Raw genomic sequence first — 25,774 nt, 5'->3', positions numbered from 1 at the left:
CTCCTGGACGGGACGTGGCGACTATGCCGGCATCAGGCGGTGCTGACAAACCGGCCCGTCCACGCATACGCGACACCCCGCTGGCGCAGCTGCTCAGTCCGCGCTGACATCGACCCGGACGCGGATACGCTCACCCGGGTGATAGTCGCGCCGGGTGCGGTACTGGCGGCCGGCATATTCGTAGGTGACGTCATAGCCATCCACGCGCTCGCTTTCGCTGCCGTAACCGCTCGGCTCACAGACGCGCACATCGCCACGCCGGCAGTCGGGACGATTGCTGGTTTCATAGATCGCCCGCCCGGCCACGCCACCGGCGATGGTGCCCACGGCGGTACCCAGATAGCGTCCATCGCCGCCGCCAACCCGACTGCCCAGCACCGCACCGGCCAGTCCGCCGATCACGGTCGCCAGCTGACGCCCGCCATCACCTCCCTGCCGGTACTGCCCGTTGTCGTAGCCGCGACCGTAATAGTCGTTGTTCCGGTAGCCGTCTTCGCGATAACCACCGTTGCCATAGCCATCACCGACATAGCCGCCATCATTGCGCTCATAGCAACGCTCGCCGCGTCCCTGCCCGCTGCCGACAATGATGGGATCGACCCGCACCACGCGTGCGTAGTCGTACACGGGACCATTGCCGTCCGGGTAGCCACCCGGCCGATAGTGGCCATCGTCATACGCGGGATTGGGCCGGTACCGGCCGTCGTCATAGCGCTGCGCGGACGCTTCGAAAGCGGTCAGGCCTCCCAGCATCAGGACACCGGCAAAAGACAGCGATCGGAACATGGCAGGACCACTCGGGTTGGGATGGCCGATGCTCGACTGCATCGGGTGAGCCGATCCTGAACCGGCCCGGATGCCTACGCAAGCGGGCCGGACCAGCCTCGCCTCAGCCGGAGAACTCGGTTTCCAGACTGACCGGCACCGCGCTCAACGCCTTGGAAACGGGGCAATTCTGCTTGGCATCCTCGGCCACCGCGCGGAACCGGGCCTCATCCAGACCCGGCACCACCGCCTTTACCTTCAAGCGGATCTGCGACAGCTGCGGGCCACCCTCCATCGACAGGTCGACATCGGCCCGGCTGTCCAGCGAGGTCGGCGGGAAGCCCGCCTCGGCAAGCTTGGCCGACAGCGCCATCGTGAAACAGCCGGCATGCGCGGCGGCGATCAGCTCCTCGGGACTGGTGCCTTTCTCGTCCCCGAAGCGGCTGTTGAAGCCGTAGCGGGTGCCCTCCAGCAATCCACTCTGCGGGGTGTCCAGACGCCCCTTGCCGGACTTCAGGTCGCCTTCCCAGTGTGCGGTGGCATAACGCGAAATACCCATGGTGCCTCTCCTGCGTGGATGGTGCGGGCAGGATAGGCCGATGACTGTTATGGCCTTGTGCGCTGCAGCGCCACACGCTTTACATGCGGCAACAGAGCCTGACTGCCAGTGCAGCGCAACCGCTGTTTTTCAGTGGGTTACGTGCATTCGCGGCCATCGGCACCGCCCTGTAGCCCGCTTTGCAAGGGTTTTTCAGCGTCTTCCTATTGGCGGCGCCCACTACATGCCCTACATTTTGCTTGCCGACGGGGTCGGCATGACCAACAACCAACCGTTCACGGAACAGGAAATCATGGCAAAGACCGCTAAAAAGGCTGCCCCGAAAAAGGCAGTGAAGAAAGTCGCCACCAAGGCCGCCGCAAAGCCTGCTGCACCGAAGCCGATCAAGGAAGCCCTGACCAAGTCGGGTCTGGTTGCCCACATTGCCGAAACCACCAACATCGCCGCCAAGGACGTGCGCGCCGTTTTCGCCGCACTTGAAGGTGCTGTCACCGCATCGGTGCACAAGAAGGGTGCTGGCAGCTTCACCCTGCCGGGCCTGCTGAAGATCACCACCGTGAGCGTGGCGGCCAAGCCGAAGCGCAAGGGCATCAATCCGTTCACGAAGGAAGAGCAGTGGTTTGCCGCCAAGCCGGCCACCACCAAGCTCAAGGTGCGCCCGCTCAAGAAGCTCAAGGACGCCGCGCTCTAAGCGAGCGTACGCGTGTGAGACCGGACGGGACGGCATTGCCGTCCCGTTTTTTTTCGCCCGTCGGCAGCATCTTTGCCACCACCGCCAGAATAACCACGGCCCACCGGACTGGAACACAGCGTCGTGGCCTGCCCCCTCGCCCGCACCCCAGCGGCGGCCTATGGTGGAGTCACCTCCACTCCCGCATTGCCGTCATGTCCAGCAGCAAGCATCGCTACCGCATCACCGTCACGCCCATCGAAGCCAATGGCCTGCCGTCCAGCGGGCGTTGCACCATCGAATTCGAACAGCGCAGCCCGCAGAACTGGATGCACCAGCTGGAATACGCACAAAGCCAGCGGCGCCTGTCCTGCAACGATGTCACCAGCATGGTGGTCGCCACCGGGCTGCTGGAAAACCTCGCCGCCAGCGCACGCGACAACGACAACCTGCTTTCACTGCTGCAGCCGGAACTCGACGGCCTGCTGGCCAAGCTGGCGCAGTTGCACCCGGCCGACTGAAACGGGCGCGCAGCAGCACCGTGCGTGCTAACCGCCGGTTCACCGGCGCCGGTTATCGTGATCGCCCGGCCACTTCCGGCGCCATACCTGCGAGTCCTCCATGAACCATCGCGCCATGCTTGTTCCCGTCATCGCCTGCATGGTCATGACGACCAGCGCCTACGCCGCACCGCAGATCAGCGGACGCCAGCTCACCGTCGGCGCCGCCGATGTGCAGCACTATCTGGACGGAAGCTTCCCGCGCACGCAGAAAGCGCTCGGCGGTTTGCTGGCACTGGATGTGAGCCAGCCGCAGCTGACCCTGCCGGAAGGCAGCCGTCTGGACCTGCGCTTCGACCTGGGCATGTCTGCCGCCGGCAGCGCGCGCATGCCGGTGGGCAATGTGCACATCAGCAGCGGCCTGCGCTACGACACGCAGACCCAGGGCTTCCATCTGGAACAACCCACCGTGGATGATTTCCGCCCGGCGATGGCCGGCGCCGAACTGGATGCCAGTACCCGCAGCCTGCTCAATTCATGGCTGGCCGACTATGCCCGGCGCGAACCGATCTACCGCATCGACCCGGCCATCGCCAAGGTGATGGGCGTCCTGCAGGTCAAATCGGTCGGCATCCAGAACGGCCGCATCGCGGTGGAGTTCAACCAGAACTTGGACAGCCTCGTACCACAGGGCCTGTTCGACAACTGAGTCCGCCTCCGGCAGCAGACAGCAGGAAGGCCACATCGCGGCCTTCTGCATATTGCCCGCGCCCGGGCTGGGTGGATGCCCTCACCCGCCCGGCCTGTCGACAGCGCAGCGCGGGATCAGCGCTTGGGCTGCAGCATCGTCCCGGTGCACTTTTTCGAACCGCAGCGGCATTCCCAGATCTTTTTCAGCCGGGGTGTATGCCGCTCGGCCAACGTGATGCCGTAGTTGTAGGTCAATTCCTCGCCCGGCTTGATAGCGCGGATGGCCTCGATGAACACCTTGTCGTCAGCGGGATCATCGCCGTCCGTCTCGTGGATCAGCGCCTGGCAGTTCGGCTCGCAGCTGTGGTTCATCCAGCGCGCACTGTTGCCTTTGTAGTTGGCATCGATCACGTAGACCTCGTTGAGGGTGAACAGGAACGTATGCCCGCTCTCCACATCGCCGCTGTCATCGGCATCCACTTCATCGTGGGTGCGGCGCATGCCCTTGTATTCGATGACCTGCTCGCCCTTTTTGATGGGCGCCAAGGCGAAAACGCCATTGCCATGAATGGAGGATTTGCGCGCTTGGATCTTCTTCGTCATGGATGCGGCCAGGATTCAAAGGGAAGCCCGGATTCTCCCCCATACCGGCAGTTCAACCCAAGCACGGGAAAAGAACGCCCGCCTTGCAGATCACTGAACCGGGGAACTTGGAGTCGGCGCCAGTAAAGCGTACAATTTTGGTCCACATTGAATTTCCGGCCGAAATGCTCCGCGTCACCAAGCTCACCGATTACGCCACCGTCGTGCTGACCGTGCTCGCCGCACGGCCGGCCGAAGTGCTGAGCGCGACCGAGCTGGCCGAGGCCGCCGGGCTGGAACCGCCCACCGTCAGCAAGCTGCTCAAGCCGCTGGCCCAGGCCAAGCTGGTGGAAGGCCTGCGCGGTGTGCGCGGCGGCTACCGGCTGACCCGCCAGGCCAGTGAGATCACCCTGATCGAGATCGTCGAGGCGATGGAAGGCCCGCTGGCGATCACCGAATGCAGCCAGGACGACAGCCAGTGCGGCATCGCCGAACAGTGTAGCGTGCGCTCCAACTGGCGCCTGATCAACGATGTGCTGGCCGACGCGCTGCGTGGCGTCACCCTGGCACAGATGCTGCGTCCCTTACCGCTCACCGATCGCCGGCGCATCGATGTCGCCGTCGTCTCCTGAATCAAACGTAGGCAGCCCACATGGCCACCGAAACCATTGAATCCATCGGCACCGCCGATACTCCAAACCGCGAAATCCACGAACAGCTGGGCCGCAAGTACGACGCCGGCTTCGTCACCGATATCGAATCCGAATCGTTCGCTCCGGGCTTGGACGAGGATGTCATCCGTGCGCTTTCCGCCAAGAAGGAAGAGCCGGAATGGATGACGCAGTGGCGCCTGGATGCCTATCGCCACTTCCTGACCATGCAGCAGCCGGACTGGGCCAAGCTGCAGATCGGTCCGATCGACCTGCAGGCGCTGAGCTACTACTCCGCGCCCAAAGGCCCGAAGTACCAGTCGCTGGACGAGGTGCCGCAGGAACTGCTGGATACCTACGAGAAGCTGGGCGTACCGCTGCACGAGCGCGCCAAGCTGGCCGGCGTGGCGGTGGATGCGGTGTTCGACTCGGTGTCGGTCGGCACCACCTTCCGCAAGGAACTGGCCGACAAGGGCGTGATCTTCTGCTCGATCTCCGAGGCCATCCGCGAGTACCCGGAGCTGGTCAGGAAGTACCTCGGCAGCGTGGTACCGGTGGGCGACAACTACTTCGCCGCGCTCAACTCGGCGGTGTTCTCCGACGGCAGCTTCGTGTTCGTGCCGGCCGGCGTGCGCTGCCCGATGGAGCTGAGCACCTACTTCCGCATCAACGCCAACAACACCGGCCAGTTCGAGCGCACGCTGATCATCTGCGAGGACCGCGGCCACGTCTCCTACCTGGAAGGCTGCACTGCGCCGATGCGCGATGAGAACCAGCTGCACGCCGCGGTGGTCGAGCTGGTGGCGCTGGAAGATGCCGAGATCAAGTATTCGACCGTGCAGAACTGGTACCCGGGCGACGAGAACGGCGTCGGCGGCATCTACAACTTCGTCACCAAGCGTGCCGAATGCCGTGGCGCGCGCTCCAAAGTCACCTGGACGCAGGTGGAAACCGGCTCGGCCATCACCTGGAAATACCCGTCCTGCGTGCTGCTGGGCGACGATTCGGTTGGCGAATTCCACTCGGTGGCACTGACCCACCATCGTCAGCAGGCCGACACCGGCACCAAGATGATCCATGTCGGCAAGCGCACCAAGAGCAAGATCATCTCCAAGGGCATCAGCGCCGGCCGTGGCCAGAACACCTACCGCGGCCTGGTCAAGGTCGCTGCCGGCGCCGATGGCGCGCGCAACTACACCCAGTGCGACTCGCTGCTGATCGGCAAGAAGTGCGGCGCCCACACCTTCCCCTACATCGAGGTGAAGAACCCCAGCGCCACCGTCGAACACGAGGCCACCACCTCCAAGATTTCCGACGACCAGATGTTCTACTGCCGCGCACGCGGCATCGACCAGGAAAACGCGGTGTCGATGATCGTCGACGGTTTCTGCAAGCAGGTGTTCCGCGAATTGCCGATGGAATTCGCGGTGGAAGCCAAGAAGCTGCTGGAAGTCTCGCTGGAAGGATCGGTCGGATGAGCCGCCTGCCGCTGCTCCTGCTGGCATTGCTGCCCGTGGCTGCCTCGGCCGCCGCGCCGGGCAAGGCCTGCGACGATGCCCGCACCCAGCTGGACATCAACGAATGCGCCGCACACGAGGCCGAGGCGGCCGATGCCGAGCTCAACGCCGTCTACCGGCAGGTGATGCAGAAACTGCAGGGCCAGCCGGTCGCCATCGACAAGCTGCGCGCCGCCCAGCGCCTGTGGATCCCGCTGCGCGATGCCGACATTGCCGCACGCTACCCGGTGGGCAAGGACGAGAACCCGCACGTCCTGTACGGCTCGATGTACCCGATGCTGTATTCGGCCAACAAGGCCGAACTGACCCGGCAGCGCACCCGGTGGCTGCGCGCCACCTTCCTCGATCGCGCCGAAGGCGAGCTCTGATCGCCCCGTCCCCTACACATTGAAGAACGCACCCTCATGCTGAAGATCGAAAACCTCCACGCAAGCATTGCCGGCAAGGAAATCCTCAAGGGCCTGTCACTGGACGTGAAGCCCGGCGAAGTGCACGCCATCATGGGCCCCAACGGCGCCGGCAAATCCACCCTGGGCAACGTGCTGTCCGGCCGCGAAGGCTATGAAGTGACCGACGGCAGCGTGCAGTTCGAAGGCGGCAACCTGCTGGAGCTGGAGCCGGAAGCGCGCGCCGCCGCCGGCCTGTTCCTGGCGTTCCAGTACCCGGTGGAAATCCCCGGCGTGAACAACACCTACTTCCTGCGCGCCGCGCTCAACGCCCAGCGCAAGGCGCGCGGCGAAGAGGAGCTGGATTCGATGCAGTTCCTGAAGCTGGTCCGGCAGAAGCTGGCGGTGCTGCACCTGAAGGACGAGCTGCTGCACCGTGGCGTCAACGAAGGCTTCTCCGGTGGCGAGAAGAAGCGCAACGAGATCTTCCAGCTGGCCGTGCTGGAACCGAAGCTGGCGATCCTCGACGAGACCGATTCCGGCCTGGACATCGACGCGCTCAAGAGCGTGGCCGACGGCGTCAACGCGCTGCGCAGCCCGGAGCGCTCGTTCGTGGTCATCACCCATTACCAGCGCCTGCTCGACTACATCAAGCCGGACTTCGTGCATGTGCTGGGCGAAGGCCGCATCGTCAAGAGCGGCGGCCCGGAACTGGCGCTGGAACTGGAAGCGCACGGCTACGACTTCCTGAAGGACCGCGTGGTGCGCGAGGCGGTCAAGTAATGAGCGCGCTCCTGGAATCACTGGCCGCAGGCTTCTGCGGCAATGACGAACGCCGCGAGCGGCTCGATGCCGCGCTGCGCACCGGTCTGCCCGGCGCCCGCAACGAGGCGTGGAAGTACACCTCGCTGCGCCAGCTCGAACGTCGCACGTTCAGCGCCGCGCCGCTGCAGGCACCGTCCATCGATGCCGCGCTGCTGGCGGGTATTCCCTCGCCACGGCTTGTGTTCGTCAATGGCCGCCCCTGCACCACGCACAGCGACCTGACCGGCCTTGATGCCGGCGTACAGGTACGTACCGTCTCCGCGGTGAAGGACCAGGAGCCTGAGGCGCTGCGTTTCCTCGATCGCCGCTTCGAGCGTGCCGATGAGGTGTTCGCCCAGCTCAATGCCGCACTTGCCGATGAAGGCGTGCTGGTACAGGTGGCAGAAGGCATCGTCAGCGAAGTCCCGCTGCATCTGGTATTCGTCAGTGCAACCGATAGCACCGACCACGCCTGGCATCACCGCCATCTGGTCGAGCTGCGGCGTGGTGCTTCGCTGGGCCTGGTCGAGCACCACCTGCAGGCCGGCGACAACGCCCATTTCGACAACACGCTGGTGCACGTGCACCTCGCCCAGGACGCGGTGCTCGCGCATGCCCGCGTGCAGGCCGGAAGCGCACGTGCGACATCGCTGCTGCGCACCGATGCGGTGCTGGCCCGCGATGCACAGTACCGTCGTATCGATCTGGAACTGGGCGCCGCGCTGAGCCGCCATGAGCTCAACGTGCGGCTGGAAGGCGACAACGCCCACGTCACCGCCAATGGCGTGTTGCTGGGCAACGGACGGCGCCATATCGACACCCGTTTGGGCATCGAGCACATCGCCCGCGATACCAGTGCCGAACTGGTGTGGCGCGGCGTGGCCACCAACCGCAGCCGCGTGGTGTTCCATGGCGGCATCCATATCCGTGCCGGCGCCGATGGCACCGATGCGAACCTGTCCAACAAGAACCTGCTGCTGTCGGCCGATGCCGAGATCGATACCCAGCCGACGCTGGTGATCGATGCCGAGGAGGTCAAGGCCGCCCACGGCGCCACCGTGGGCCAGCTCGATGACAACGCGCTGTTCTACCTGCGCTCGCGTGGCCTGCCGGCCGAGCAGGCGCGCGCCATGCTCAGCGCCGCGTTCTGCCATGAGCCGCTGTCCGCAGTGGCGGCCGACCTTACCGGCACCCTGACCCGGCATCTGGACCAGGCGTTGCAGCAGGCAGGCATGGCATGAACCTCTCCTCCCCGCGCCTGATCCGTCCGCCGGCCAGCGCCCCCGACTGGCAGCGTGTGCGTGCCGATTTCCCGCTGCTGATGCGGGAAGTCAACGGCAAGCCGCTGGTGTACTTCGACAATGCCAATACCGCGCAGAAACCGGTGTCGGTGATCGGCGCGGTGGACGAGTTCTACCGCCGCTACAACGCCAATGTCAGCCGCGCGGTGCATGCACTGGGCAGCGAGGCCACCGAGGCCTACGAAGGCGCGCGCACCAAGCTGGCACGCTTTTTCAACGTGCGCGCCAACGAACTGGTGCTGTGCAGCGGCACCACCTTCGCGATCAACCTGGTGGCCTACTCGTGGGCACTGCCGCGACTGAAGGCCGGCGATGTGATCCTGGTGTCGCGCATGGAACACCACGCCAACATCGTGCCGTGGCAGCTGGTCGCCCAGCGCACCGGCGCCACCCTCCGCGTGGCCGAGATCAGCCCCGATGGCAGCCTGGACATGGACGCGCTGCATGCGGCGATGACGCCCGAGGTCAAGCTGCTGGCGCTGACCCACGTCTCCAACGTGCTGGGCACCATCAACCCGGTGCGCGAGATCTGCCGTGAGGCGCGCAAGCGCGGCATCACCACCGTTATCGACGGCTCGCAGGCGGCTCCGCACCTGAGCGTGGATATCGCCGCCGTCGGCTGCGATTTCTACGCCATTACCGGCCACAAGATGTGCGGTCCGACCGGCACCGGCGCGCTGTGGGCCCGCCGCGAGCTGCTGCAGGAAATGCCGCCATTTCTCGGCGGCGGCGAGATGATCAAGGAAGTCAGCTTCGACGGCACCGTGTTCAACGATGCCCCGCACAAGTTCGAAGCCGGCACCCCGAACATCGCCGGCTTCATCGGCCTGGGCGTGGCGGCGGATTATCTGGAATCACGGGGTCGCGAGCATATCGCCGCCCGCGAGCAGGAACTGCTGGCCCACCTCACCGAGGAACTGCAACGCATCGACGGCCTGCGCATCTTCGGCACCGCTCCGCACAAGGCGGCGGTGGTGTCGTTCCAGATCGAAGGTGCACATTCCCACGATCTGGCCACCCTGCTCGACCTGCAGGGCGTGGCGGTGCGCTCGGGTCAGCATTGCGCGCATCCGCTGCTGCAGTATTTCGGCGTGGCCGCTACCTGCCGCGCTTCGCTGGCGTTCTACAACACGCATGAGGAAATCGAGGCGTTCATGGCCGCGCTGAAAAAGGTCCGCACCCTGCTGGGCTGAGACCTTGACGATCTCCGCGCCGGGGCACGTGCAATGCGGCCCCGGCTGTACCACGCCCCGCCCGCAGCAGTGGCGCCACGCAAACCCCATCGGTGCCGCGACCGCTAGAATGCGCACATGGACCTGCTTACCTTCCGCATCGCCACCGCAGCCGACATCCCGGCGCTGATCGAACTGGTCACTTCCGCCTATCGCGGTGACGCCTCGCGCGCCGGCTGGACCACCGAGGCCGACATTCTCGATGGCCAGCGCGTGGACGCGGAGGCGATCACCGCCGACCTCAACCGTCCACGCAGCGTGATCCTGCTGGCCGAGCAGGCCGGCATCCTGATGGCCTGCTGCCATATCGCCGATGAGGACGGTCACGGCTATTTCGGCATGTTCGCGGTGAACCCGCAGGCGCAGGGCGGCGGTGTCGGCAAGCAGGTCATGCACCATGCCGAGCAGTTCGTCGCCACGCAGTGGCGGTTGCCGACGATGCAGATGACGGTGATCGATTGCCGCGAGGAATTGATCGCCTTCTACGAACGTCGTGGTTATGTCCGGACCGGCATCAAGAAGCCGTTTCCGTACGGCGATGAGCGCTTCGGCATTCCCAAGCGCGATGACCTGCAATTCGAAATACTGGAAAAGCCCCTGGGAGCCGTTGCATGAGCGAGACTTGGACCTTCATCTGCGCCAGCGAGGAACTGCTGCCCGGTGAAATGAAGACCGCCTTCGATGAGGTGACCGATGCCGCCATCGTCGTGTTCAATCTGGACGGCGAGCTGTACGCGCTGGAGGACCAGTGCACCCACGAGGAGTTCGAACTGTCCGCCGGTGCCATCAATCCGGTCGAAGGCAGTGTCGAATGCATCCTGCATGGCGCCCGTTTCGATATCCGCGATGGCAGCGCGCTGTGCGCCCCGGCTTACACCCCGGTGCCGAAGTTCCCGGTCAAGCGTGAAAACGGCGGCATCTGGGCCCGCGACAACCGCGACTGAGTCCCCCGGCAGAAACCACTGCCGCTGACTTGAGCCAGTGGAATACATCGCCAGCCGTAATCGCATTGCGAACGCAAACAATTCTCAATAAGATATAGGTCTGTCGCAACCCGCGACGATTCGGCCTCCGCCCACCCGTGCTCCGCCTGCACTCCATGGCTGTCGTCCTCCACTCCGCCTTCGTGCGGCAAGCGGCGCTGTGGGGTGGCGTCCTGTTGGTCCTGGCAGTGGCCGCCTCGTCCCTGCCGGCCTTGCCCGACATGGCAACTCCCGGCACCACCGCTGCCGACAGCCTCACCATCGCGCTGCAGACACCCGGCGGGAAGCTGCCGGACACGTTGCCGGTGGTCGCCATCGCATCGGCCGAGTCGGAACTGGAAACCCTACGTACCCTGCGCCAGCGCCTCCGCCGGGCCGTGCCGGCCGACACCGGCGCATCGCCGCCTCGTACCGAAGACGTGCTCCATGCGGCCGCCACCGAAACCGGGGTAAGGCGTGCCTGCTGCCGCCAGCAGGCCTATCCGCTGGATCCGCACCTGCGCCTGCTCAACCCCGGCAACGCCCCGCCACTGGCCTGAATCCAGCCTCCACCCGCCGCCCCCGTCGCGGGTATCGCCATTGCTGCCGCGCCTACCGGCTCCCATCGCGCTGACCCTGCCGTCGCACCGCCAGGCCGTCTGCCGCTTTCCCTTTTCCAGAGTTCCTCCATGAATTCCATCCGTACTCCGTTGACCTCCGCCCTGCTGCTCGCCATCGGCAGCCCACTTGCCGCCCATGCCGCACCCGACGACGCGAACGCCGATTCCGCATCGGGCAGCGCCACCGATCTGGATCGCGTGCAGGTCCGCGGCAGCTGGTTCAACCCGTCCTCACCGAAGTTCACCGCCGAGCTGCTGGACACGCCGAAGTCGGTATCCATCGTCCCGGAAAAGCTGATCAGCGAGACCGGCGCGACCAGCCTGCAGGATGCGCTGCGCATGGTGCCGGGCATCACCTTCGGGGCCGGCGAAGGCGGCAACCCGACCGGTGACCGCCCCTTCATCCGCGGCTTCGATTCGCAGAGCAACATCTTCGTCGACGGCCTGCGTGACGTCGGCTCGCAGACCCGCGAGATCTTCGACCTGGAGCAGGTGGAAGTGGTCAAGGGCCCGAGCTCGGCCTACGGTGGTCGCGATTCGGGCGGTGGCAGCCTCAATCTGGTCAGCAAGACCCCGAAGCTGAAGAACGAGACCCGCGCCAGCATGGGCGTGGGCACCGACAGCTACGCGCGCGGCACCGTGGATGCGAACCATGTGCTCGGCGACGGCATCGCCACGCGCCTGAACCTGATGAAGCACGAGTCCGACATCGCCGGCCGTGATGCGGCCAATGTCAGCCGCTGGGGCATCGCGCCATCGATCGCGTTCGGCCTGAACGGCCCGGCGCAGCTGATCGCCAGCCACTACCACATGGAAACCGACGACCTGCCCGACGCCGGCGGCTTCCCGTACAGCAATCCGTTCCCGGCCAATTCGCCCAATGCCGGCCTCAACGGCGATGGCAGCCCGCTGGTGCCGGACCGCAACAACTACTACGGTCTGAAGGAGCGCGACTTCCAGCGCACCCGCGCCGACATCAGCACGCTGGACGCCAGCTACGACTTCGGCGGCCACAAGCTGCGCAACATCGCGCGCCTGGGCAACACCAGCAACGACTACCTGTGGACCCAGCCGGACGACAGCAAGGGCAATCCCAACCTGTACGGCACGCTGTGGCGCCGCACCAACAGCCGCGCGGTCGATGTGAAGAGCTTTGTCGACCAGTTGAGCCTGACCGGCCGTTTCGAGACCGGCGCACTGCAGCACAGCTACAGCGCCGGCGTGGAATACAGCGACGAGAAGATGCGCCGCGGCAGCTACCTGATGTCGCCGGGCACCAACAACCCGCTGACCAATGGCACCAGCTGCCCGACCACCGGTGCGGCCACCGGCTGGAACTGCACCGACTTCGACAATCCGAACCCGAACGACCCATGGGCGGCCAGCCATCTGCTCTATCGCAGCGACAAGGCGCTGGATGTGCGGCAGACCACCCTGACCCGCTCGGCCTACCTGTTCGACACCATCGAGTTCACTGCGCAGTGGTCGGTCAATCTGGGCCTGCGCTATGACGACTTCTCCACCGAGCTGGTCACGCCGGTCGCCGGCCAGGCACCGACGCGGGTGCGCCATGACAGCGACTTTGTGAACTACCAGGCTGGCGTGGTCTACAAGCCGGCCGCCAACGGCAGCATCTACCTGTCCTGGGGCACCTCCTCCACGCCGCCGGGCATGGATGGCGGCGACGGCTCGGACGGCCTGACCACCGCAGTGGCCGATCTCAAGCCGCAGGAAACCACCAACATCGAGCTGGGCACCAAGTGGGACCTGTTCGACAACCGCCTGAACCTGACCGCGGCGGCATTCCACACGGTGATGGACAACGCCCGCGTCACCATCGACAACGGCACCAGCCAGAACGCCGGCAAGAAGGCGATCAATGGCGCCGAGATCGGTTTCACCGGCCAGCTCGGCGACCGCTGGAGCCTGTACGGCGGCTACACCTGGCTGGATTCGGAGCTGAAGGACATCGGCTACGTCTGCGCGGCGCCGGTGGGCCGCACCTGTCCGGGCGGGGTCTATGTGCCCTCGCCGAACAACGGCAACCTGTTCCCGAACACCGCCAGGCACAGCGCCAGCCTGTGGAGCAGCTACACGCTGCCGTTCGGTCTGACCCTGGGCGCCGGCGCCACCTATTCGGACAGGCAGTACGGTGATGTCGCCAACACCAAGTGGATTCCCGGCTACACCCGCTGGGACGCGATGGCCAGCTACGTCCTGCAGGACAACATCAGCCTGCAGTTGAACCTGCAGAACCTCACCGACAAGACCTATTTCACCAAGGCCTACGCCTCGCACTACGCGGCCATCGCCCCGGGGCGCGCGGCCACGCTGGCGCTCAATGTGAAATTCTGACCCGACCCGCCCCCGGCTCCGCGCCGGGGGCCTCGTCCACGAGGCAACCCGATGCTGCTGCATATCCCCGACGTATTGACGCGCGAACAGGTCGCTTTGGCCCGCCAGCGCCTGCAGGAAGCGGACTGGGCCGACGGCAAGGCCACCGCCGGCTACCAGTCGGCGCAGGCCAAGCAGAACCTGCAGCTGCCCGAATCGGACCCGGCCGCACGGGCGCTGGGTTCGCTGATTCTTGACGCACTCGGCCGCAACAACACCTTCTTCGCCGCCGCATTGCCGCGACGGATCTATCCGCCGCTGTTCAACTGCTACCGCGAAGGCCAGACCTTCGGCTTCCACGTCGACAACGCCATCCGCTACGACCACATCAGCCGCGCCGGTGAGCCGCAGCCGGTGCGCACCGATCTGTCGGCGACGCTGTTCCTGTCCGATCCGGACGAATACGACGGCGGCGAGCTGGTCATCGAGGACACCTACGGCAACCAGCGGGTGAAGCTTCCGGCCGGCCACATGGTGCTGTACCCCGGAACCAGTCTGCACCAGGTCACCCCGGTCACCCGCGGCGCACGCGTGGCGGCGTTCTTCTGGACCCAGAGCATGGTCCGCGACGACGGCCATCGCCGCCTGTTGTGGGAGCTGGATCTGTCGATCCGTCGCCTCACCCACGACCATCCACAACACCCCTCGCTGGTCAGCCTGACCGGCGTCTATCACAACCTGCTGCGGCAATGGGCCGAGGCGTGAGCGCAGCCGGACAGGAACTGCAGGCGCTGCTGCAACAGCTGCCCGACAATCCGGCGGCGGTCATGGCCGAACTGCAGCGGCGCGCACAGGACGGTGCCGTGCTGGCGCAGTTCGTACTCGGCCAGGCCTGCATGGAAGGCCGCGCCTGCCAGATCGACACCGGGGCCGGCATGGCCTGGTTCGAACGCGCCGCCAACGGCGGCCTGCCACTGGCGATGAACCAGCTCGGGCGCTGCCATGAGCTGGGCCAGGGCACAGCGGTAAACCTCGAGCTGGCCGCGGTCTGGTACCGGCAGGCCGCGGACAACGGGCTGGACTGGGGCATGTACAACCTTGCCAACCTGTTGGCCACCGGCCGTGGCGTTGGCAAGGACGAGGCCGCCGCGTACGCGCTGTACCGGCGTGCGGCCGAAAGCGGCCATGCCAAGTCGATGAATCTGGTCGGCCGGTGCCTGGAGGACGGCATCGGCGTGGTCGCCGATCCGGCCGCCGCTCCGGACTGGTATCGGCGCTCGGCCGAGGCGGGTGATTTCCGCGGCCAGGCCAGCCACGCCTCGCTGCTGCTGGCCGCCGGCCGGATCGAGGACGCCGCGCAGTGGCTGGTCATGGCGTTGGCGCACGGCAGCCCGGCGTTTCTGGCGCAGATCCGGCCGCAGCTGGCGGCCTCGCCGCATCCACAGATACGGGCACTCGTCACAGATCAGACTGCCCGTCATTGTTGATATCAATTCTCATTTGCATAAGTAAACGAATCCCATCTACAATGCTGCCGCGCAACACCCATCCGGCGCGCCCGCCATACCATCAGGGGATTCACGTGCAGCATCCGCAACGCCCACAGCACCCGCTTACCGCGACGCACGCAGCCATCGCCGTACAGGTGATGCTGCTGGGCCTGCTGCTTCTGTTCGCACTGCCGACCCCGTTGTGGCAGGACGGCACGCAGGCAACCACGTCCGCGCCTGTGGGCATCAGCACTTCGGCAACCGGCACCGACCTGCCCGGCGACGGGAATTCCCTGGCGCAAGAAAATCCCGCCACGCTGCGCCGGGTTGCCAAGCCGCGCCTCACCCCTGCAGCCTCCGCAAGACCGGCTGACCCGCTGCTGGTTTCCCGGCTGCCGGCCTCCCCGGCCAACGCGCGGGTCCCGGCCGCGACCAGCGATATCGCCCGCCCGGCACCCGGCCGGCGACAGCAACGCGGACAGGCGCCGCCGCTGGTCTGAGCCGGGCCCGGTCCACCGACCGGATCAACCCGCACGCCTTACCCCTTTCCGTCGCAGCCCCCACACGCATTTCCGCCCGTGGCGCGGCGCGCACCTCCCGCATTCCGAAATCCGAGGTAATCCCATGGCCCTGCGCCATCGCCGTTCCCTGTCCGCTTCCCGCCACCTGCTCGGCCTCGCCGTGCTCGCCGCCCTCAGTGCCAGCGCGCAGGCCAACGGCAACGGGGCACCCACCACGCTGGACAAGGTGGTCGTCACCGCCACCGGTTTCGAGCAGAAGATCGCCGAAGCCCCGGCCAGCATCAGCCTGATCTCGCGCGAGGAACTGGCCCAGCGTCCCTATACCAGCCTGATCGACGCCCTGCGCGACGTGGAAGGCATCGACGTGGGCATGGAAACCACCGACAAGAACGGCCGCGCCACCCTCTCCATGCGCGGCATGCCCTCGGAATACACGCTGGTGCTGATCGACGGCCGCCGCCAGAGCAACGTCGGCAGCCTGTATCCGAACAACTTCGGTGGCGGCCAGTTCGCCTACCTGCCGCCGCTGGATGCGATCGAGCGCATCGAAGTGGTGCGTGGCCCGATGTCCACGCTGTACGGCTCCGATGCGATGGGCGGGGTGATCAACATCATCACCCGTCGCAACAAGGACCAGTGGCAGGGCTCGATCACCCAGGGTTTCACCGTCCAGCAGGAAAAGGAGTTCGGCGACGCCCGCACCACCGACCTGTACCTGACCGGGCCGCTGCTCAAGGACACGCTGGGCGTGGCCATCCGCGGCAGCTACTACGATGCCGATGAATCGATGCCCGAGTGGGATGCGCTGCCGCTGCCGGACGGCTCGATGTGGGAACGCAGCCTGGGCTTCGGCGGCGGTGGCAAGGCGGTGGCCAACACCAACTGGAACACCGGCATCCGCCTGAACCTGACCGCCTTCGAGAACAACGAATTCTGGCTGGACTACGATGTCTCGCGGCAGAAGTACGACAACCGCAAAGGCCAGACCGGCACCCTGGACAGCCTGGAAAGCCTGTGGCGCAGCGGCAACGCGACCATCCCCGATCCCGATGGCAGCGGCACCCTCACCCGCCGCGTGGTGCAGCCGCGCGTGGGCTACACCGCCTGGCAGCGTTACGAGCGTGACCAGCTGGCGCTGACCCATCAGGGCCGCTACGAGTTCGGCACCTGGCAGACCAGCCTGACCCGCCACACCACCAACAACCTGGGCCGCTCGCTGCCGCTGACGCTGGACGAGCGCGCACAATTGCAGGGACTGTGGAACGATGTGTGCGCGCGTCGCGGCCAGGCCGCCCACTGCAATATGACCTCCGGCAATCTGGACGTGCTCAACGCCGACGAACTGGCGCGCCTGTCCAGCTTCCTGCCACGCCCGCAACGCACGATGGAGCTGGACGGCTATGTGCTGGACAGCAAGCTGGACATGTCGCTGGGCGACCACCAGCTCACCATCGGCGGCCAGTACAACGACACCGACATGACCGACGGCGTGTTCGGCATGGATGGCGGCGGCTACCGTGACAACGTCAAGCAGAAGCACCGCATGTGGTCGGTGTTCGCCGAGGACAACTGGGCGCTGACCGACACCCTGACCGCCACGCTGGGTGTGCGTTACGACGACCACAACATCTTCGGCAGCCACACCAGCCCGCGCGCCTACCTGGTGTGGGAGGCCAACGACGCCTGGACGATCAAGGGCGGCATCAGCACCGGCTACAAGACTCCGCGCCCGGACCAGCTGTTCCCCGGCGTGGTCGGCTTCGGCGGCCAGGGCGTGCTGCCGCTGGTCGGCTCGCCGCACCTCAAGCCGGAAACCAGCACCAACTATGAAGTGGCCGCCTATTACGAAGGCCAGCGCTGGAACGTCAACGCCACCGCGTTCTTCAACAAGTTCGACGACAAGATCGCCAGCGGCGGCGTCTTCGCCAACTGCGAGGTGGCGCCGGCCGACGGCAGCTACTGCGTGGACGTCGGCCCCGGTTGGGCGGCGCTGGGCTACAGCACCTTCAGCCAGAGCGTGAACATCGACAAGGCCGAGACCCGTGGCGTCGAACTGGCCGGCCAGGTCGACCTGCTGGACAGGCTGCAGCTGCGCGGCAACTACACCTTCACCAAGAGCGAGCAGACCAGCGGCGCTACCCGTGGCCAGCCGATCGCGGGCAACCCGGCCAAGCACATGGCCAACGCCAACCTGACCTGGCAGGCCAGCGATCGCATCAGCCTGAGTCTGATCGGCGAAGGCCGCTACGACCGCTACCGCGACACGCTGGTCTCCAATGTCGGCGGCGTCAGCAGCTCGACCGTGCGCTACTACGAGGACTACACCACCTTCCACCTCGGTGCCAGCTGGAAGGCGAACGACTGGCTCACCGTCAACGGCCGCATCAACAACCTGTTCGACAAGGACTTCGTCGCGCAATCCTGTGTGCTGTCCTCCGACACCGAGTACAGCTGCGTGGACGACTACGCGGTGAAGGAACAGCGCCGCAGCTTCTGGGTATCGTTCAACGCCCGTTTCTGAGGCGGTTGCTGCACTCAGGAAAAAGCCCGCCCCCTAGGCGGGCTTTTACTTTTTGAGTCCCGCTACCGGCACCACCGCCGACAACCTGCGCAGCCCCGGTCGTCCCGCGGCCCCATTCCCGCAGGAGCAGTCCTTCGCGCCAATCACGGCTGTCATGCAAGCCGCTGAGGCATTCCCGCTGCAGCACTGTGCAGGCGCGCGTTGCGACTGCCACAGGCCGCTGCGGAATGTGCGTCCGCAGTGTGATATGCGAAAAGAAACAAATTGCGAATCATTCTCATTCATGGTGTAATCCGGGTTTCCTGATCACCGCCTGCCCCACCACTTGTCTTCCGAACGCGCTTCCGCCAACGCCGTGCAGCAACAGGCCAACCGTGGCTTCTGGTTGCGCACCCTGCACCAGTGGCACTGGATCAGCTCGGCGGTGTGCCTGATCGGCATGCTGCTGTTCTCCCTCACCGGCATCACCTTGAACCACGCCTCGAAAATCGAGGCCACGCCGCAGGTGCAGAACCAGCAAATCGAATTATCCGCGCCGATGCTCAAGGCCTTGGGCAGCCGCGAAGAAGGCAACGCGCCGCTGCCGGGCAAGGTGGCCGACTGGCTGTCGCGCGAGCTGGATGTCTCCATCGGCAAGCGTGAGGCCGAGTGGTCGCCGGAAGAAATCTATCTGTCCATGCCCGGCCCCGGCAGCGATGCGTGGCTGAGCATCGACCGCGAAACCGGTGCGGTGGAATTCGAGAAAACCCGTCGCGGCTGGATCTCGTATTTCAACGATCTGCACAAGGGCCGCAACGCGGGCCCGGGCTGGGGCTGGTTCCTGGACCTGTTCGCGGTGGCCTGCCTGGTGTTCTGCATCACCGGTCTGTTCCTGCTGCATCTGCATGCGCGGCAACGGCGCATGACCTGGCCGCTGGTCGGTCTGGGCCTGCTGATTCCGCTGCTGATCGCCCTGCTGCTGATCCATTGACCCAGTTTTTTATCGAAGTTTCTGATCGAAGTTTCCACGAACGCTTTCCTCCCCGGAGTCGCACCATGCGCGTCACCCTGACCATCGCCCTGAGCGGCCTGATCGCCACTACCCCGGCCGCCTACGCCGCCAGCCTCAACGTCAACGTCGAAGTGCCCAAGCTCAACGTGGCCGAATATCACCGCCCGTATGTGGCGGTGTGGATCGAAGGCGCGGACCAGAAGGTCGCCGCCAACCTGTCGGTCTGGTACCAGCTCAAGGACACCGCCGAAGGCCATGGCACCAAGTGGCTGCCGGACCTGCGCCAGTGGTGGCGCAAGAGCGGCCGCACCCTGCAGGTGCCGGTGGACGGTGTGACCGGCCCGACCCGTCCGGTCGGCAAGCACCCGCTCAGCTTCAATGATCGTCAGCCGCAGCTGCGTGACCTGCCCGCCGGCCAGTACACGCTGGTGGTGGAAGCCGTGCGCGAAGTCGGCGGGCGCGAACTGGTCAAGATCCCCTTCAGCTGGCCGGCACGCAGCGCGCAGAACGGTCGTGCCCAGGGCACCTCCGAGCTGGGCACCGTCACCCTTGCCGTCAAACCCTGATCCGCCCCACTCCACCGGAGCTATCGAATGAAGCGTTCTCTTCTGCTTGCCGTTGCCATCACCGCTGTTCTCCCGTTCTCTGCCGCCGCGCACAAGGCATGGCTGCAGCCGTCGCAGACGGTGATTGCCGGCACCAACCCGTGGATCACGGTGGACGCGGCCGTGTCCAACGACCTGTTCTATTTCAACCACGTGCCGCTGCGCATCGACAACCTGCTGATCACCGCCCCGGACGGCAGCACCGTGCAGCCGCAGAACGTGGCCACCGGCAAGTACCGCAGCGTGTTCGATGTGGAACTCATCCAGCAGGGCACCTACCGCTTGGCCAACGTCAACGCCGGGCTGATGGCCAACTGGCAGGAAGACGGCAAGCCCAGGCGCTGGCGCGGCACCCCGGAGAAGTTCGCCACCGAAGTGCCGAAGGATGCCAAGGAACTGAAGGTCTCCGAGACCGCCGGCCGCGTGGAGACCTTCGTCACCAACGGCGCGCCGAACGACACCGCGCTCACGCCGACCGGCAAGGGCATGGAGATGGTCGCCCTCGGTCATCCGAACGACCTGTTCAGCGGTGAGGAAGCCAGGTTCCGCCTGCTGGTGGACGGCAGGCCGGCCGCGGGGCTGGAAGTGGAGATCACCCGCGGCGGTACCCGTTACCGCAACGCGCAGGAAGAGATCAAAGTCACCACCGACACCAACGGCGAGTTCGCCGTGACCTGGCCGGAGGCCGGAATGTACTGGCTGGAGACCGGCAGCGAAGACAGCAAGACCTCCGTGCCGCAGGCCAACGTGCGCCGCCTGAGCTACGTGGCCACGCTGGAAGTGCTGCCGCAGTAAGGACCCACAGGCCAGGCCGCCGCAGCGCGCCGGGCCGCTCTCTCCATGTCTACCGAATCCGACATCGCCGCCCTCGGCGGCCGCACCATGGGCACGCGCTGGAGCGTGAAGCTCAGCGCCCCGCGCAGCCGTGACCTGCATGCGTTGCACGCCGGCATCGAAGCCGAGCTGAAGCGCGTGGTCGCGCAGATGAGCACCTGGGAGGACGGGTCGGATATCAGCCGCTACAACCGCGCCGCGGCCGGCAGCTGGCAGGTCATTCCCGAAGATTTCTGGAACGTGCTGGTCGCCGCGCACGATATCGCCCGGCGCAGCGACGGCGCGTTCGACCCGAGCGTCGGCCCGCTGGTCGCGCTGTGGGGCTTTGGCGCGCAGGCCGGTGCGCAGCGCGTGCCCGATGCCGCGCAGCTGGCCGAAGTCGGCAGCAGCTGTGGCTGGCACAAGCTGCAGCTCGATGTGCAAAAACAGGCCGTGCTGCAGCCCGGCGGCCTGCAGCTGGACCTGTCGGCCATCGCCAAGGGCTACGGCGTGGATCTGGTCAGCCGCTGGTTGCGCCGCAACGGCATTGCAGCGGCGCTGGTCGAGGTCGGCGGCGAGCTGCATGGCTACGGCCGCAAACCCGACGGCCATCCGTGGCGCGTGCTGGTCGAGTCCGCCCCGGAAGAAGGCGCCGGCGCCCACTACCCGCCGCGCGTGCTGGCCCTGGATGATCTGGCCGTCGCCACCTCCGGCGACCGCTGGCATCACTATGAACATGACGGCGTTTCCTACAGCCACACCCTGGATCCACGCACGCAGGCGCCGGTGACCCGTGCCGCCGCCGCGGTCACGGTGATCGAGCGCGAGGCGATGCATGCCGATGCCTGGGCGACCGCGCTGACCGTGATGGGCGCGCAGCAGGGCCTGGCCTTCGCCGCCGAGCATGGGCTGGCCGCGCGTTTCGTGTCGCGAGGGAGCAACGGACTGGAAGAGTCGATGACCCCGGCCTTCCAGCAGTATCTGGATGCGGACCGGCAATGAGTTCCAACCGTTCCCCCCGCGCCTTGCCCGGCAATCTCGCCGTGATCGCCGTGCTGGCGATCATCGCTTTCGCGCTGCTGCGCCTGCATCTGGGCGAAAGCTGGTGGCTGGCCTCGCCCCTGCCCGCGCAGTGGCTCACCGCGCTGGCTGCCGCCGCCATCTATGCCATTGCCTGCGCTGCACTGTGGTGGCGGGTGCGCCCACGCAAGGAAGCCGCCAGCGTTGATGGCCAACCGCCGCTGCTGGTGGTGTGGGCCAGCCAGACCGGTTTCGCCCGGCAGCTGGCCGAACGCAGCGCCGACAGCCTGCGCGCCGCGGGCCAAACTGTCCGCCTGCGTGCGCTTGACCAGGTCGATGCCGCCCTGCTCGGCAGCACCCGCACCGCTCTGTTCATTGCCAGCACCACCGGTGAAGGCGATCCGCCCGACCATGCGCTGGCCTTTCTCAGCCGGGTGATGCCGCAGCCTGTCGCGCTGCCGCAGCTGCAGTACGCGGTACTGGCCCTGGGCGATCGTACCTATGATCACTACTGCGCCTTTGGCTACCAACTGGATGACTGGCTGCGCAAACACGGCGCGCAGCCGCTGTTCGACACGGTGGAAGTGGATAACGCCGATGCGGACGCGCTGCGCCATTGGCAGCAGCTGCTCGGCCAGCTCGGCGGCGAAGTCGCCGACCTGCCGGACTGGAGCGCACCGGACTACCAGCCCTGGCGGCTGCAGCAACGGCAGCAGCTCAACCCGGGCAGTGTCGGCGGTGGCGTGTTCCAGCTGACGCTGGCGCCGGTCGACGGCGTCCTGCACGCATGGCAGGCCGGTGATATCGCCGAGATCGGCCCACGCCATTCCAGTGACACCGTCGCCCAATGGCTGCAGGTGCACGGCTTCGCCGCGACCACAACGCTGGCCGATGGCCGCCTGCTGCGCGACCTGCTCGCCGCCTCGTCTCTGCCCGGGCAGATCGAGCACGCCGACGTGGAGACACTGGCCGCCAGCCTCAAGCCGCTGCCGCACCGCGAATACTCCATCGCCTCGATCCCGGCCGAAGGCGCGTTGCAGCTGCTGCTCCGCCGCCAGGTATGCGCCGATGGCAGCCCCGGCCTGGCCAGTGGCTGGTTGTGCGACTACACCTTGCCCGGCGATCTGATCGACCTGCGCCTGCGCAGCAACCCCAACTTCCATCCGCCGGCGCACGATGTACCGCTGATCCTGATCGGCAACGGCACCGGTATCGCCGGCCTGCGCGCGCACCTGCGCGCCCGCATCGAGGCCGGCGCCCGGCGCAACTGGCTGCTGTTCGGCGAGCGCAACGCCGCCCACGATTTCCACTTCGGCGATGAACTGCGGCAGTGGCAGCGCGAGGGCTGGATCGAACAGCTGGATGCGATGTTCAGCCGCGACGGCGGCGAATTGCGCTACGTGCAGCACGCCTTGGCCACCCACGCAGAACGGCTGCGTGACTGGGTCGATGAGGGTGCGACGATCCTGGTCTGCGGCAGCCTGCAGGGCATGGCACCGGCGGTGGATGCGGTGATCGCCCAGGCCCTGGGCAACGACGCGCATGAAGCGCTGCGCATCGCCGGCCGCTACCGCCGCGACGTGTACTGACCGCGAGGAACGAGAAACGAGCGTAGCCCCGGTAAGGCCAAAGGCCGCACCCGGGGTTCGGCAGGTCGGAGGGGTGCGGATCCCCGGGTGCGCTCTGCTTACGCGGGCTACGCCGGCGACACCCGGATCGCCAGCAGCTCGCCGCCGCCATTCAAGGCGAACCGCGTGCGTGCACCGGCACCCAACCAGGCGGTATCGCCGGCCGCCAGTGCCGGCAACACGTCGCCCTCGAACGCGGCCTGCCCGGCCAACAGATGGATCGCCCAGCCAACCTGCGGCTCGGTGAAAAACAGCATGCTGCCGACCAGCGGCCGGTGCAGCAGCTCGGCCTGCAGCGCATCACGGCGCCACATCAGGTTGAAGTCCTGGGTCACACCATCGACCAGTTCACCGGCCACTTCGGCCTCACCGGCAAAACGCAGGCGTTGATAGGGCGGCAACAGGGTTTCGCAGCGACCATCGTCAAAGCGCAGCCGCAGGCCTTCGCCCTGCAGCAGCACCAGCTCGCGCTCGATGCCGGGAAAGGCGGAGAACGCCGCGTCCTGCTCGATCTCGGCGATCGACAGCCGCAACTGCCAGTCGCCCTGTTCGGGCAGGCGCAGGATCTCGTTGGTCCAGCCCAGGCCATTGCGCCAGCGCTCACGCCGGTACTGCGTCGCCGGGATGACCCGGGAAGGGAAAGTCAGGATGTCCATGCGCCGATGATGCCATCCGCGCGGCGCACGGCCACGCGGGGAGCGGTCGCCGCGGCGTTAGCGCGGCAGCGCCAGATGGCTGGCGTCCAGCGGCCGGTCGGCACGTGGCGTGGTGGCGATCACCGCATCGGCCGGCAGCGCAGTGCCGTGATCCAGCCGTGCCTGCACGCGATCCAGCGCAGCGTACACATACGGCAGCAACGGCAGGTAACGCGCGCCGTAGTCCGGCAAACCGAGGAAACCATCGAAGTGCTGCACGTGTTTGACCTGCCAGTAGTTCACTTCACGTCCGGCCGCCTTGGCTGCGGCCACATACGGCGCGCTGCTGAAAGCCGGCGGAATCAGGCCATCGTCGGTGCCGTGCACCACCATCACCGGTAGGCCCTGGCGCGGCAGCCCGGCGCGGGTGGCGGCGATGCCGGCCTGCACGCGCGTGGCCGCCTCGCCCTGCCCGGCCCACAAGCCTCGCAGGCACTTCAGACCGGGATAGGTCAGGTCGGGCAGCATCACCTTGCTGTCGAGCAGGCCGACGCCGGCACCCGGCGGAATGCCACTGCCATCGACGATCCACGCCGCACGTTCGGCCGCGGTAGCTGTGCGCGGCGAGAAATCCGGATTCTGCGCGGCGAAGCTGAAACCGCACGGGTGCTCGCCCACGCCATAACGGCCGTAGGCCGAGGCGTAGGTGGCGGCGACCGCACGCCACAGGTCGAAGCCGGTGGACAGCGCCCCTGCGCGCAACGCCTCATCGGTCCAGCCCTTGCTGAGCATCAGCTCGTACGCCGACTTGGCCTGCGCCGCCGGCGTGGCACCGTCGATCACGCCTTCGGCGGCCAGCGTGGCACAGCGCAGCGTGGCGCCGGCCTGCAGCGCGGCAGTCAGCGGCGGCTGCGGCAGATCGCTCATGTGCAGCTGCGCGCACGGCATCAGCAGCGCCGCTTCGGTGCTGTAGTCGTACAGCGCGCGTGCACCCGGGCCGTCGGAGTAGATGCTCGGCTCGCCAGCGACCACCGCGTCCAGCCAGTCGCCGTCCAGCTCCGCCGCACGCAGCACCGCGCCGCCACCGTTGGAGATACCCACGGCGATGATGCGGGTGTTTTCGAAGGTGAATGGCGCGGCCTGTGGGTAGGCCTGCGCCAGCGCCAGCAGCGCGTACTCGGACGCCTGCTTCACGTGACGGCCCCAGTCCGCTTCCGGGTTGTCCTTGGAGTGGGCGTGTTTGAAGGCCACGCCCGATGCGTTGACCGGGGCATCGGGCACAAACGCCAGATCGGCCACCTCGCCCAGCGCGCCGACCGTGCCGTTGGCGCGAACGCCCATTTGCGCGTCCAGATCGTAGTAGTCGCTGCCGGCGCCCTTGTCGGTGTAGACCACCGCACAGCCCTTGGGCAGGCCCCAGGCCGCCGCCACCGATACCGCGCCATAGATGCCGCGCGAGCCGGAGGCCGGGGCAACCAGCACGCAGCGCTTGGCGAGGTCGAAGTTGTCCGGAACCTGCGCCAGCACCCGGTGCGGCTGGGCGGCACCGGGCAGTCGCGCATAGGCCGAATACTCACGGCCCGGCACGCTTTCAAGACTGCCGAACAGTTCGCCATAGCCGCCTCCGGGCGCCAGATCGGCGATGCCGCGCCAGCTGCCCCACAGCGCGCGCCGGCGCAGCTCGTCCGGTGTCGGTGCAGTGGCATCGGCAAAGGCCGGCGGCAGCATGCTGCGCAGCCCGGCCAGGCCCAGCCCGGCGCTGAGCAGGTCGTCACTGCCGCGGTGCTCGCTGCGCAGTTCGTTGCTGAACATGGAGGACTCCACGGGCTTGGAGGCTGGACCGCTGGCGCAGGAGGCCAGGCTCAGTCCGACGAATAGGCCGCAGGCGGCACGCAACAGGGATTGGCTCATGGACGCACCCTAGCAGAGCGATCCTGCGGCGCTCATCGTACTTAAGTACCACGCGCGGTTGGCGCCG

The 25,774-nt window shown here is 66.6% G+C and carries 27 protein-coding genes; 22 read left to right on the top strand and 5 right to left on the bottom strand.

Annotated elements, in window-relative coordinates; genetic code table 11:
* Positions 1-93 precede the first annotated feature (93 nt).
* Together ACSBPQ_RS05535 and ACSBPQ_RS05530 are read right to left on the bottom strand one after the other, a co-directional pair.
* On the bottom strand, positions 94-786 hold the full coding sequence (locus ACSBPQ_RS05535; RefSeq protein ID WP_442684042.1) for a glycine zipper 2TM domain-containing protein: 693 nt from the start codon (positions 784-786) through the stop codon (positions 94-96).
* A gap of 103 nt (positions 787-889) precedes the next feature.
* Positions 890-1,324, bottom strand: coding sequence for an OsmC family protein (locus tag ACSBPQ_RS05530; protein WP_442684041.1), 435 nt, complete (start codon positions 1,322-1,324; stop codon positions 890-892).
* A 292-nt stretch (positions 1,325-1,616) separates the two neighbouring features.
* Here ACSBPQ_RS05530 and ACSBPQ_RS05525 point away from each other — a divergent pair, with 292 nt between their 5' ends.
* The 3 genes from ACSBPQ_RS05525 to ACSBPQ_RS05515 all read left to right on the top strand — a co-directional run bounded on the left by ACSBPQ_RS05525 (position 1,617) and on the right by ACSBPQ_RS05515 (position 3,203).
* Complete coding sequence (locus tag ACSBPQ_RS05525; protein ID WP_442684521.1) at positions 1,617-2,015, top strand: HU family DNA-binding protein; 399 nt, start codon at positions 1,617-1,619, stop codon at positions 2,013-2,015.
* Positions 2,016-2,209: 194 nt separating this feature from the next.
* The gene (locus tag ACSBPQ_RS05520; protein WP_442684040.1) at positions 2,210-2,515 is read left to right on the top strand and encodes a DUF3861 family protein; all 306 of its coding nucleotides are present in this window, start codon (positions 2,210-2,212) and stop codon (positions 2,513-2,515) included.
* A gap of 100 nt (positions 2,516-2,615) precedes the next feature.
* On the top strand, positions 2,616-3,203 hold the full coding sequence (locus tag ACSBPQ_RS05515) for a DUF1439 domain-containing protein (protein WP_442684039.1): 588 nt from the start codon (positions 2,616-2,618) through the stop codon (positions 3,201-3,203).
* Between the two features lie 116 nt (positions 3,204-3,319).
* Here the strand turns inward: ACSBPQ_RS05515 and ACSBPQ_RS05510 are convergent, their stop codons facing one another.
* Entirely contained in the window at positions 3,320-3,787 is a 468-nt protein-coding gene (locus tag ACSBPQ_RS05510; protein WP_442684038.1) for an SET domain-containing protein, read from the bottom strand.
* Between the two features lie 164 nt (positions 3,788-3,951).
* Between ACSBPQ_RS05510 and ACSBPQ_RS05505 the strand changes: the two genes are divergently transcribed.
* The 19 genes from ACSBPQ_RS05505 to ACSBPQ_RS05415 all read left to right on the top strand — a co-directional run bounded on the left by ACSBPQ_RS05505 (position 3,952) and on the right by ACSBPQ_RS05415 (position 23,122).
* Positions 3,952-4,398, top strand: a complete 447-nt coding sequence (locus tag ACSBPQ_RS05505) for an SUF system Fe-S cluster assembly regulator (protein WP_442684037.1) — start codon at positions 3,952-3,954, stop codon at positions 4,396-4,398.
* Positions 4,399-4,418: 20 nt separating this feature from the next.
* Positions 4,419-5,894, top strand: a complete 1,476-nt coding sequence (gene sufB, locus ACSBPQ_RS05500) for a Fe-S cluster assembly protein SufB (RefSeq protein WP_442684036.1) — start codon at positions 4,419-4,421, stop codon at positions 5,892-5,894.
* Positions 5,891-6,301 carry a lysozyme inhibitor LprI family protein gene (locus ACSBPQ_RS05495; RefSeq protein ID WP_442684035.1) on the top strand — a complete coding sequence of 137 codons (411 nt, stop codon included), beginning with the start codon at positions 5,891-5,893 and terminating at the stop codon, positions 6,299-6,301. Before sufB ends, ACSBPQ_RS05495 begins: the two co-directional genes overlap by 4 nt.
* 36 nt (positions 6,302-6,337) lie before the next feature.
* Positions 6,338-7,102, top strand: coding sequence for a Fe-S cluster assembly ATPase SufC (gene sufC / locus ACSBPQ_RS05490; protein WP_442684034.1), 765 nt, complete (start codon positions 6,338-6,340; stop codon positions 7,100-7,102).
* Complete coding sequence (sufD, locus tag ACSBPQ_RS05485; protein WP_442684033.1) at positions 7,102-8,364, top strand: Fe-S cluster assembly protein SufD; 1,263 nt, start codon at positions 7,102-7,104, stop codon at positions 8,362-8,364. The genes sufC and sufD overlap by 1 nt, the downstream gene beginning before the upstream one ends.
* A complete protein-coding gene (locus ACSBPQ_RS05480) occupies positions 8,361-9,617 on the top strand; it encodes a cysteine desulfurase (protein WP_442684032.1) in 1,257 nt (418 codons plus the stop codon). Before sufD ends, ACSBPQ_RS05480 begins: the two co-directional genes overlap by 4 nt.
* A gap of 117 nt (positions 9,618-9,734) precedes the next feature.
* Complete coding sequence (locus ACSBPQ_RS05475) at positions 9,735-10,271, top strand: GNAT family N-acetyltransferase (RefSeq protein WP_442684031.1); 537 nt, start codon at positions 9,735-9,737, stop codon at positions 10,269-10,271.
* Positions 10,268-10,600 (top strand): Rieske (2Fe-2S) protein, encoded by a 333-nt coding sequence (locus ACSBPQ_RS05470; protein ID WP_442684030.1) that lies wholly within the window; start codon positions 10,268-10,270, stop codon positions 10,598-10,600. Before ACSBPQ_RS05475 ends, ACSBPQ_RS05470 begins: the two co-directional genes overlap by 4 nt.
* A 155-nt stretch (positions 10,601-10,755) precedes the next feature.
* Positions 10,756-11,178 carry a hypothetical protein gene (locus tag ACSBPQ_RS05465; RefSeq protein ID WP_442684029.1) on the top strand — a complete coding sequence of 141 codons (423 nt, stop codon included), beginning with the start codon at positions 10,756-10,758 and terminating at the stop codon, positions 11,176-11,178.
* Between the two features lie 129 nt (positions 11,179-11,307).
* Positions 11,308-13,593, top strand: coding sequence for a TonB-dependent receptor (locus tag ACSBPQ_RS05460; protein ID WP_442684028.1), 2,286 nt, complete (start codon positions 11,308-11,310; stop codon positions 13,591-13,593).
* Positions 13,594-13,644: 51 nt separating this feature from the next.
* Positions 13,645-14,337 carry a Fe2+-dependent dioxygenase gene (locus tag ACSBPQ_RS05455; RefSeq protein WP_442684027.1) on the top strand — a complete coding sequence of 231 codons (693 nt, stop codon included), beginning with the start codon at positions 13,645-13,647 and terminating at the stop codon, positions 14,335-14,337.
* Entirely contained in the window at positions 14,322-15,059 is a 738-nt protein-coding gene (locus tag ACSBPQ_RS05450; protein ID WP_442684026.1) for a tetratricopeptide repeat protein, read from the top strand. Before ACSBPQ_RS05455 ends, ACSBPQ_RS05450 begins: the two co-directional genes overlap by 16 nt.
* 41 nt (positions 15,060-15,100) lie before the next feature.
* Positions 15,101-15,562, top strand: coding sequence for a hypothetical protein (locus ACSBPQ_RS05445; protein WP_442684024.1), 462 nt, complete (start codon positions 15,101-15,103; stop codon positions 15,560-15,562).
* A 124-nt stretch (positions 15,563-15,686) separates the two neighbouring features.
* Positions 15,687-18,104: a TonB-dependent receptor domain-containing protein gene (locus ACSBPQ_RS05440; protein WP_442684023.1), complete on the top strand. Its 2,418-nt coding sequence runs from the start codon at positions 15,687-15,689 to the stop codon at positions 18,102-18,104.
* Positions 18,105-18,459: 355 nt separating this feature from the next.
* Entirely contained in the window at positions 18,460-19,074 is a 615-nt protein-coding gene (locus tag ACSBPQ_RS05435; protein WP_442684520.1) for a PepSY-associated TM helix domain-containing protein, read from the top strand.
* Positions 19,075-19,139: 65 nt separating this feature from the next.
* On the top strand, positions 19,140-19,661 hold the full coding sequence (locus ACSBPQ_RS05430; RefSeq protein ID WP_442684022.1) for a DUF2271 domain-containing protein: 522 nt from the start codon (positions 19,140-19,142) through the stop codon (positions 19,659-19,661).
* 27 nt (positions 19,662-19,688) lie between these two features.
* Positions 19,689-20,495, top strand: a complete 807-nt coding sequence (locus tag ACSBPQ_RS05425) for a DUF4198 domain-containing protein (RefSeq protein ID WP_442684021.1) — start codon at positions 19,689-19,691, stop codon at positions 20,493-20,495.
* A gap of 45 nt (positions 20,496-20,540) precedes the next feature.
* Positions 20,541-21,515: an FAD:protein FMN transferase gene (locus tag ACSBPQ_RS05420; protein ID WP_442684020.1), complete on the top strand. Its 975-nt coding sequence runs from the start codon at positions 20,541-20,543 to the stop codon at positions 21,513-21,515.
* Positions 21,512-23,122 (top strand): sulfite reductase subunit alpha, encoded by a 1,611-nt coding sequence (locus tag ACSBPQ_RS05415; RefSeq protein WP_442684019.1) that lies wholly within the window; start codon positions 21,512-21,514, stop codon positions 23,120-23,122. The genes ACSBPQ_RS05420 and ACSBPQ_RS05415 overlap by 4 nt, the downstream gene beginning before the upstream one ends.
* Before the next feature lie 107 nt (positions 23,123-23,229).
* On the opposite strand, the gene ACSBPQ_RS05410 is transcribed toward ACSBPQ_RS05415, so the two are convergent.
* Together ACSBPQ_RS05410 and ACSBPQ_RS05405 are read right to left on the bottom strand one after the other, a co-directional pair.
* Positions 23,230-23,817 carry a HutD/Ves family protein gene (locus ACSBPQ_RS05410; RefSeq protein ID WP_442684017.1) on the bottom strand — a complete coding sequence of 196 codons (588 nt, stop codon included), beginning with the start codon at positions 23,815-23,817 and terminating at the stop codon, positions 23,230-23,232.
* 57 nt (positions 23,818-23,874) lie between these two features.
* A complete protein-coding gene (locus ACSBPQ_RS05405) occupies positions 23,875-25,608 on the bottom strand; it encodes a 3-hydroxybutyrate oligomer hydrolase family protein (protein WP_442684016.1) in 1,734 nt (577 codons plus the stop codon).
* Between the last annotated feature and the right edge of the window lie 166 nt (positions 25,609-25,774).

The organism is Stenotrophomonas sp. JC08 (assembly GCF_052180205.1).
Taxonomy (GTDB): Bacteria; Pseudomonadota; Gammaproteobacteria; order Xanthomonadales; family Xanthomonadaceae; genus Stenotrophomonas.
The sequence above is the reverse complement of the archived record's forward strand: the minus strand, read 5'-3'. Positions and strand labels throughout refer to the sequence as shown.

Excerpts from the sequence above, each read along its gene's own strand:
- ACSBPQ_RS05455 (WP_442684027.1), top strand. The coding sequence starts at position 13,645 with ATGCTGCTGCATATCCCCGACGTATTGACGCGCGAACAGGTCGCTTTG.
- ACSBPQ_RS05520 (WP_442684040.1), top strand. The coding sequence starts at position 2,210 with ATGTCCAGCAGCAAGCATCGCTACCGCATCACCGTCACGCCCATCGAA.
- ACSBPQ_RS05460 (WP_442684028.1), top strand. The coding sequence starts at position 11,308 with ATGAATTCCATCCGTACTCCGTTGACCTCCGCCCTGCTGCTCGCCATC.
- ACSBPQ_RS05445 (WP_442684024.1), top strand. The coding sequence starts at position 15,101 with ATGCTGCCGCGCAACACCCATCCGGCGCGCCCGCCATACCATCAGGGG.
- ACSBPQ_RS05425 (WP_442684021.1), top strand. The coding sequence starts at position 19,689 with ATGAAGCGTTCTCTTCTGCTTGCCGTTGCCATCACCGCTGTTCTCCCG.
- sufC (WP_442684034.1), top strand. The coding sequence starts at position 6,338 with ATGCTGAAGATCGAAAACCTCCACGCAAGCATTGCCGGCAAGGAAATC.
- ACSBPQ_RS05495 (WP_442684035.1), top strand. The coding sequence starts at position 5,891 with ATGAGCCGCCTGCCGCTGCTCCTGCTGGCATTGCTGCCCGTGGCTGCC.
- ACSBPQ_RS05450 (WP_442684026.1), top strand. The coding sequence starts at position 14,322 with ATGGGCCGAGGCGTGAGCGCAGCCGGACAGGAACTGCAGGCGCTGCTG.
- ACSBPQ_RS05530 (WP_442684041.1), bottom strand. The coding sequence starts at position 1,324 with ATGGGTATTTCGCGTTATGCCACCGCACACTGGGAAGGCGACCTGAAG.
- sufB (WP_442684036.1), top strand. The coding sequence starts at position 4,419 with ATGGCCACCGAAACCATTGAATCCATCGGCACCGCCGATACTCCAAAC.
- ACSBPQ_RS05410 (WP_442684017.1), bottom strand. The coding sequence starts at position 23,817 with ATGGACATCCTGACTTTCCCTTCCCGGGTCATCCCGGCGACGCAGTAC.
- ACSBPQ_RS05430 (WP_442684022.1), top strand. The coding sequence starts at position 19,140 with ATGCGCGTCACCCTGACCATCGCCCTGAGCGGCCTGATCGCCACTACC.
- ACSBPQ_RS05505 (WP_442684037.1), top strand. The coding sequence starts at position 3,952 with ATGCTCCGCGTCACCAAGCTCACCGATTACGCCACCGTCGTGCTGACC.
- ACSBPQ_RS05470 (WP_442684030.1), top strand. The coding sequence starts at position 10,268 with ATGAGCGAGACTTGGACCTTCATCTGCGCCAGCGAGGAACTGCTGCCC.
- ACSBPQ_RS05525 (WP_442684521.1), top strand. The coding sequence starts at position 1,617 with ATGGCAAAGACCGCTAAAAAGGCTGCCCCGAAAAAGGCAGTGAAGAAA.
- ACSBPQ_RS05475 (WP_442684031.1), top strand. The coding sequence starts at position 9,735 with ATGGACCTGCTTACCTTCCGCATCGCCACCGCAGCCGACATCCCGGCG.
- ACSBPQ_RS05415 (WP_442684019.1), top strand. The coding sequence starts at position 21,512 with ATGAGTTCCAACCGTTCCCCCCGCGCCTTGCCCGGCAATCTCGCCGTG.
- ACSBPQ_RS05535 (WP_442684042.1), bottom strand. The coding sequence starts at position 786 with ATGTTCCGATCGCTGTCTTTTGCCGGTGTCCTGATGCTGGGAGGCCTG.
- ACSBPQ_RS05480 (WP_442684032.1), top strand. The coding sequence starts at position 8,361 with ATGAACCTCTCCTCCCCGCGCCTGATCCGTCCGCCGGCCAGCGCCCCC.
- ACSBPQ_RS05465 (WP_442684029.1), top strand. The coding sequence starts at position 10,756 with ATGGCTGTCGTCCTCCACTCCGCCTTCGTGCGGCAAGCGGCGCTGTGG.
- ACSBPQ_RS05420 (WP_442684020.1), top strand. The coding sequence starts at position 20,541 with ATGTCTACCGAATCCGACATCGCCGCCCTCGGCGGCCGCACCATGGGC.
- sufD (WP_442684033.1), top strand. The coding sequence starts at position 7,102 with ATGAGCGCGCTCCTGGAATCACTGGCCGCAGGCTTCTGCGGCAATGAC.
- ACSBPQ_RS05440 (WP_442684023.1), top strand. The coding sequence starts at position 15,687 with ATGGCCCTGCGCCATCGCCGTTCCCTGTCCGCTTCCCGCCACCTGCTC.
- ACSBPQ_RS05510 (WP_442684038.1), bottom strand. The coding sequence starts at position 3,787 with ATGACGAAGAAGATCCAAGCGCGCAAATCCTCCATTCATGGCAATGGC.
- ACSBPQ_RS05405 (WP_442684016.1), bottom strand. The coding sequence starts at position 25,608 with ATGTTCAGCAACGAACTGCGCAGCGAGCACCGCGGCAGTGACGACCTG.
- ACSBPQ_RS05515 (WP_442684039.1), top strand. The coding sequence starts at position 2,616 with ATGAACCATCGCGCCATGCTTGTTCCCGTCATCGCCTGCATGGTCATG.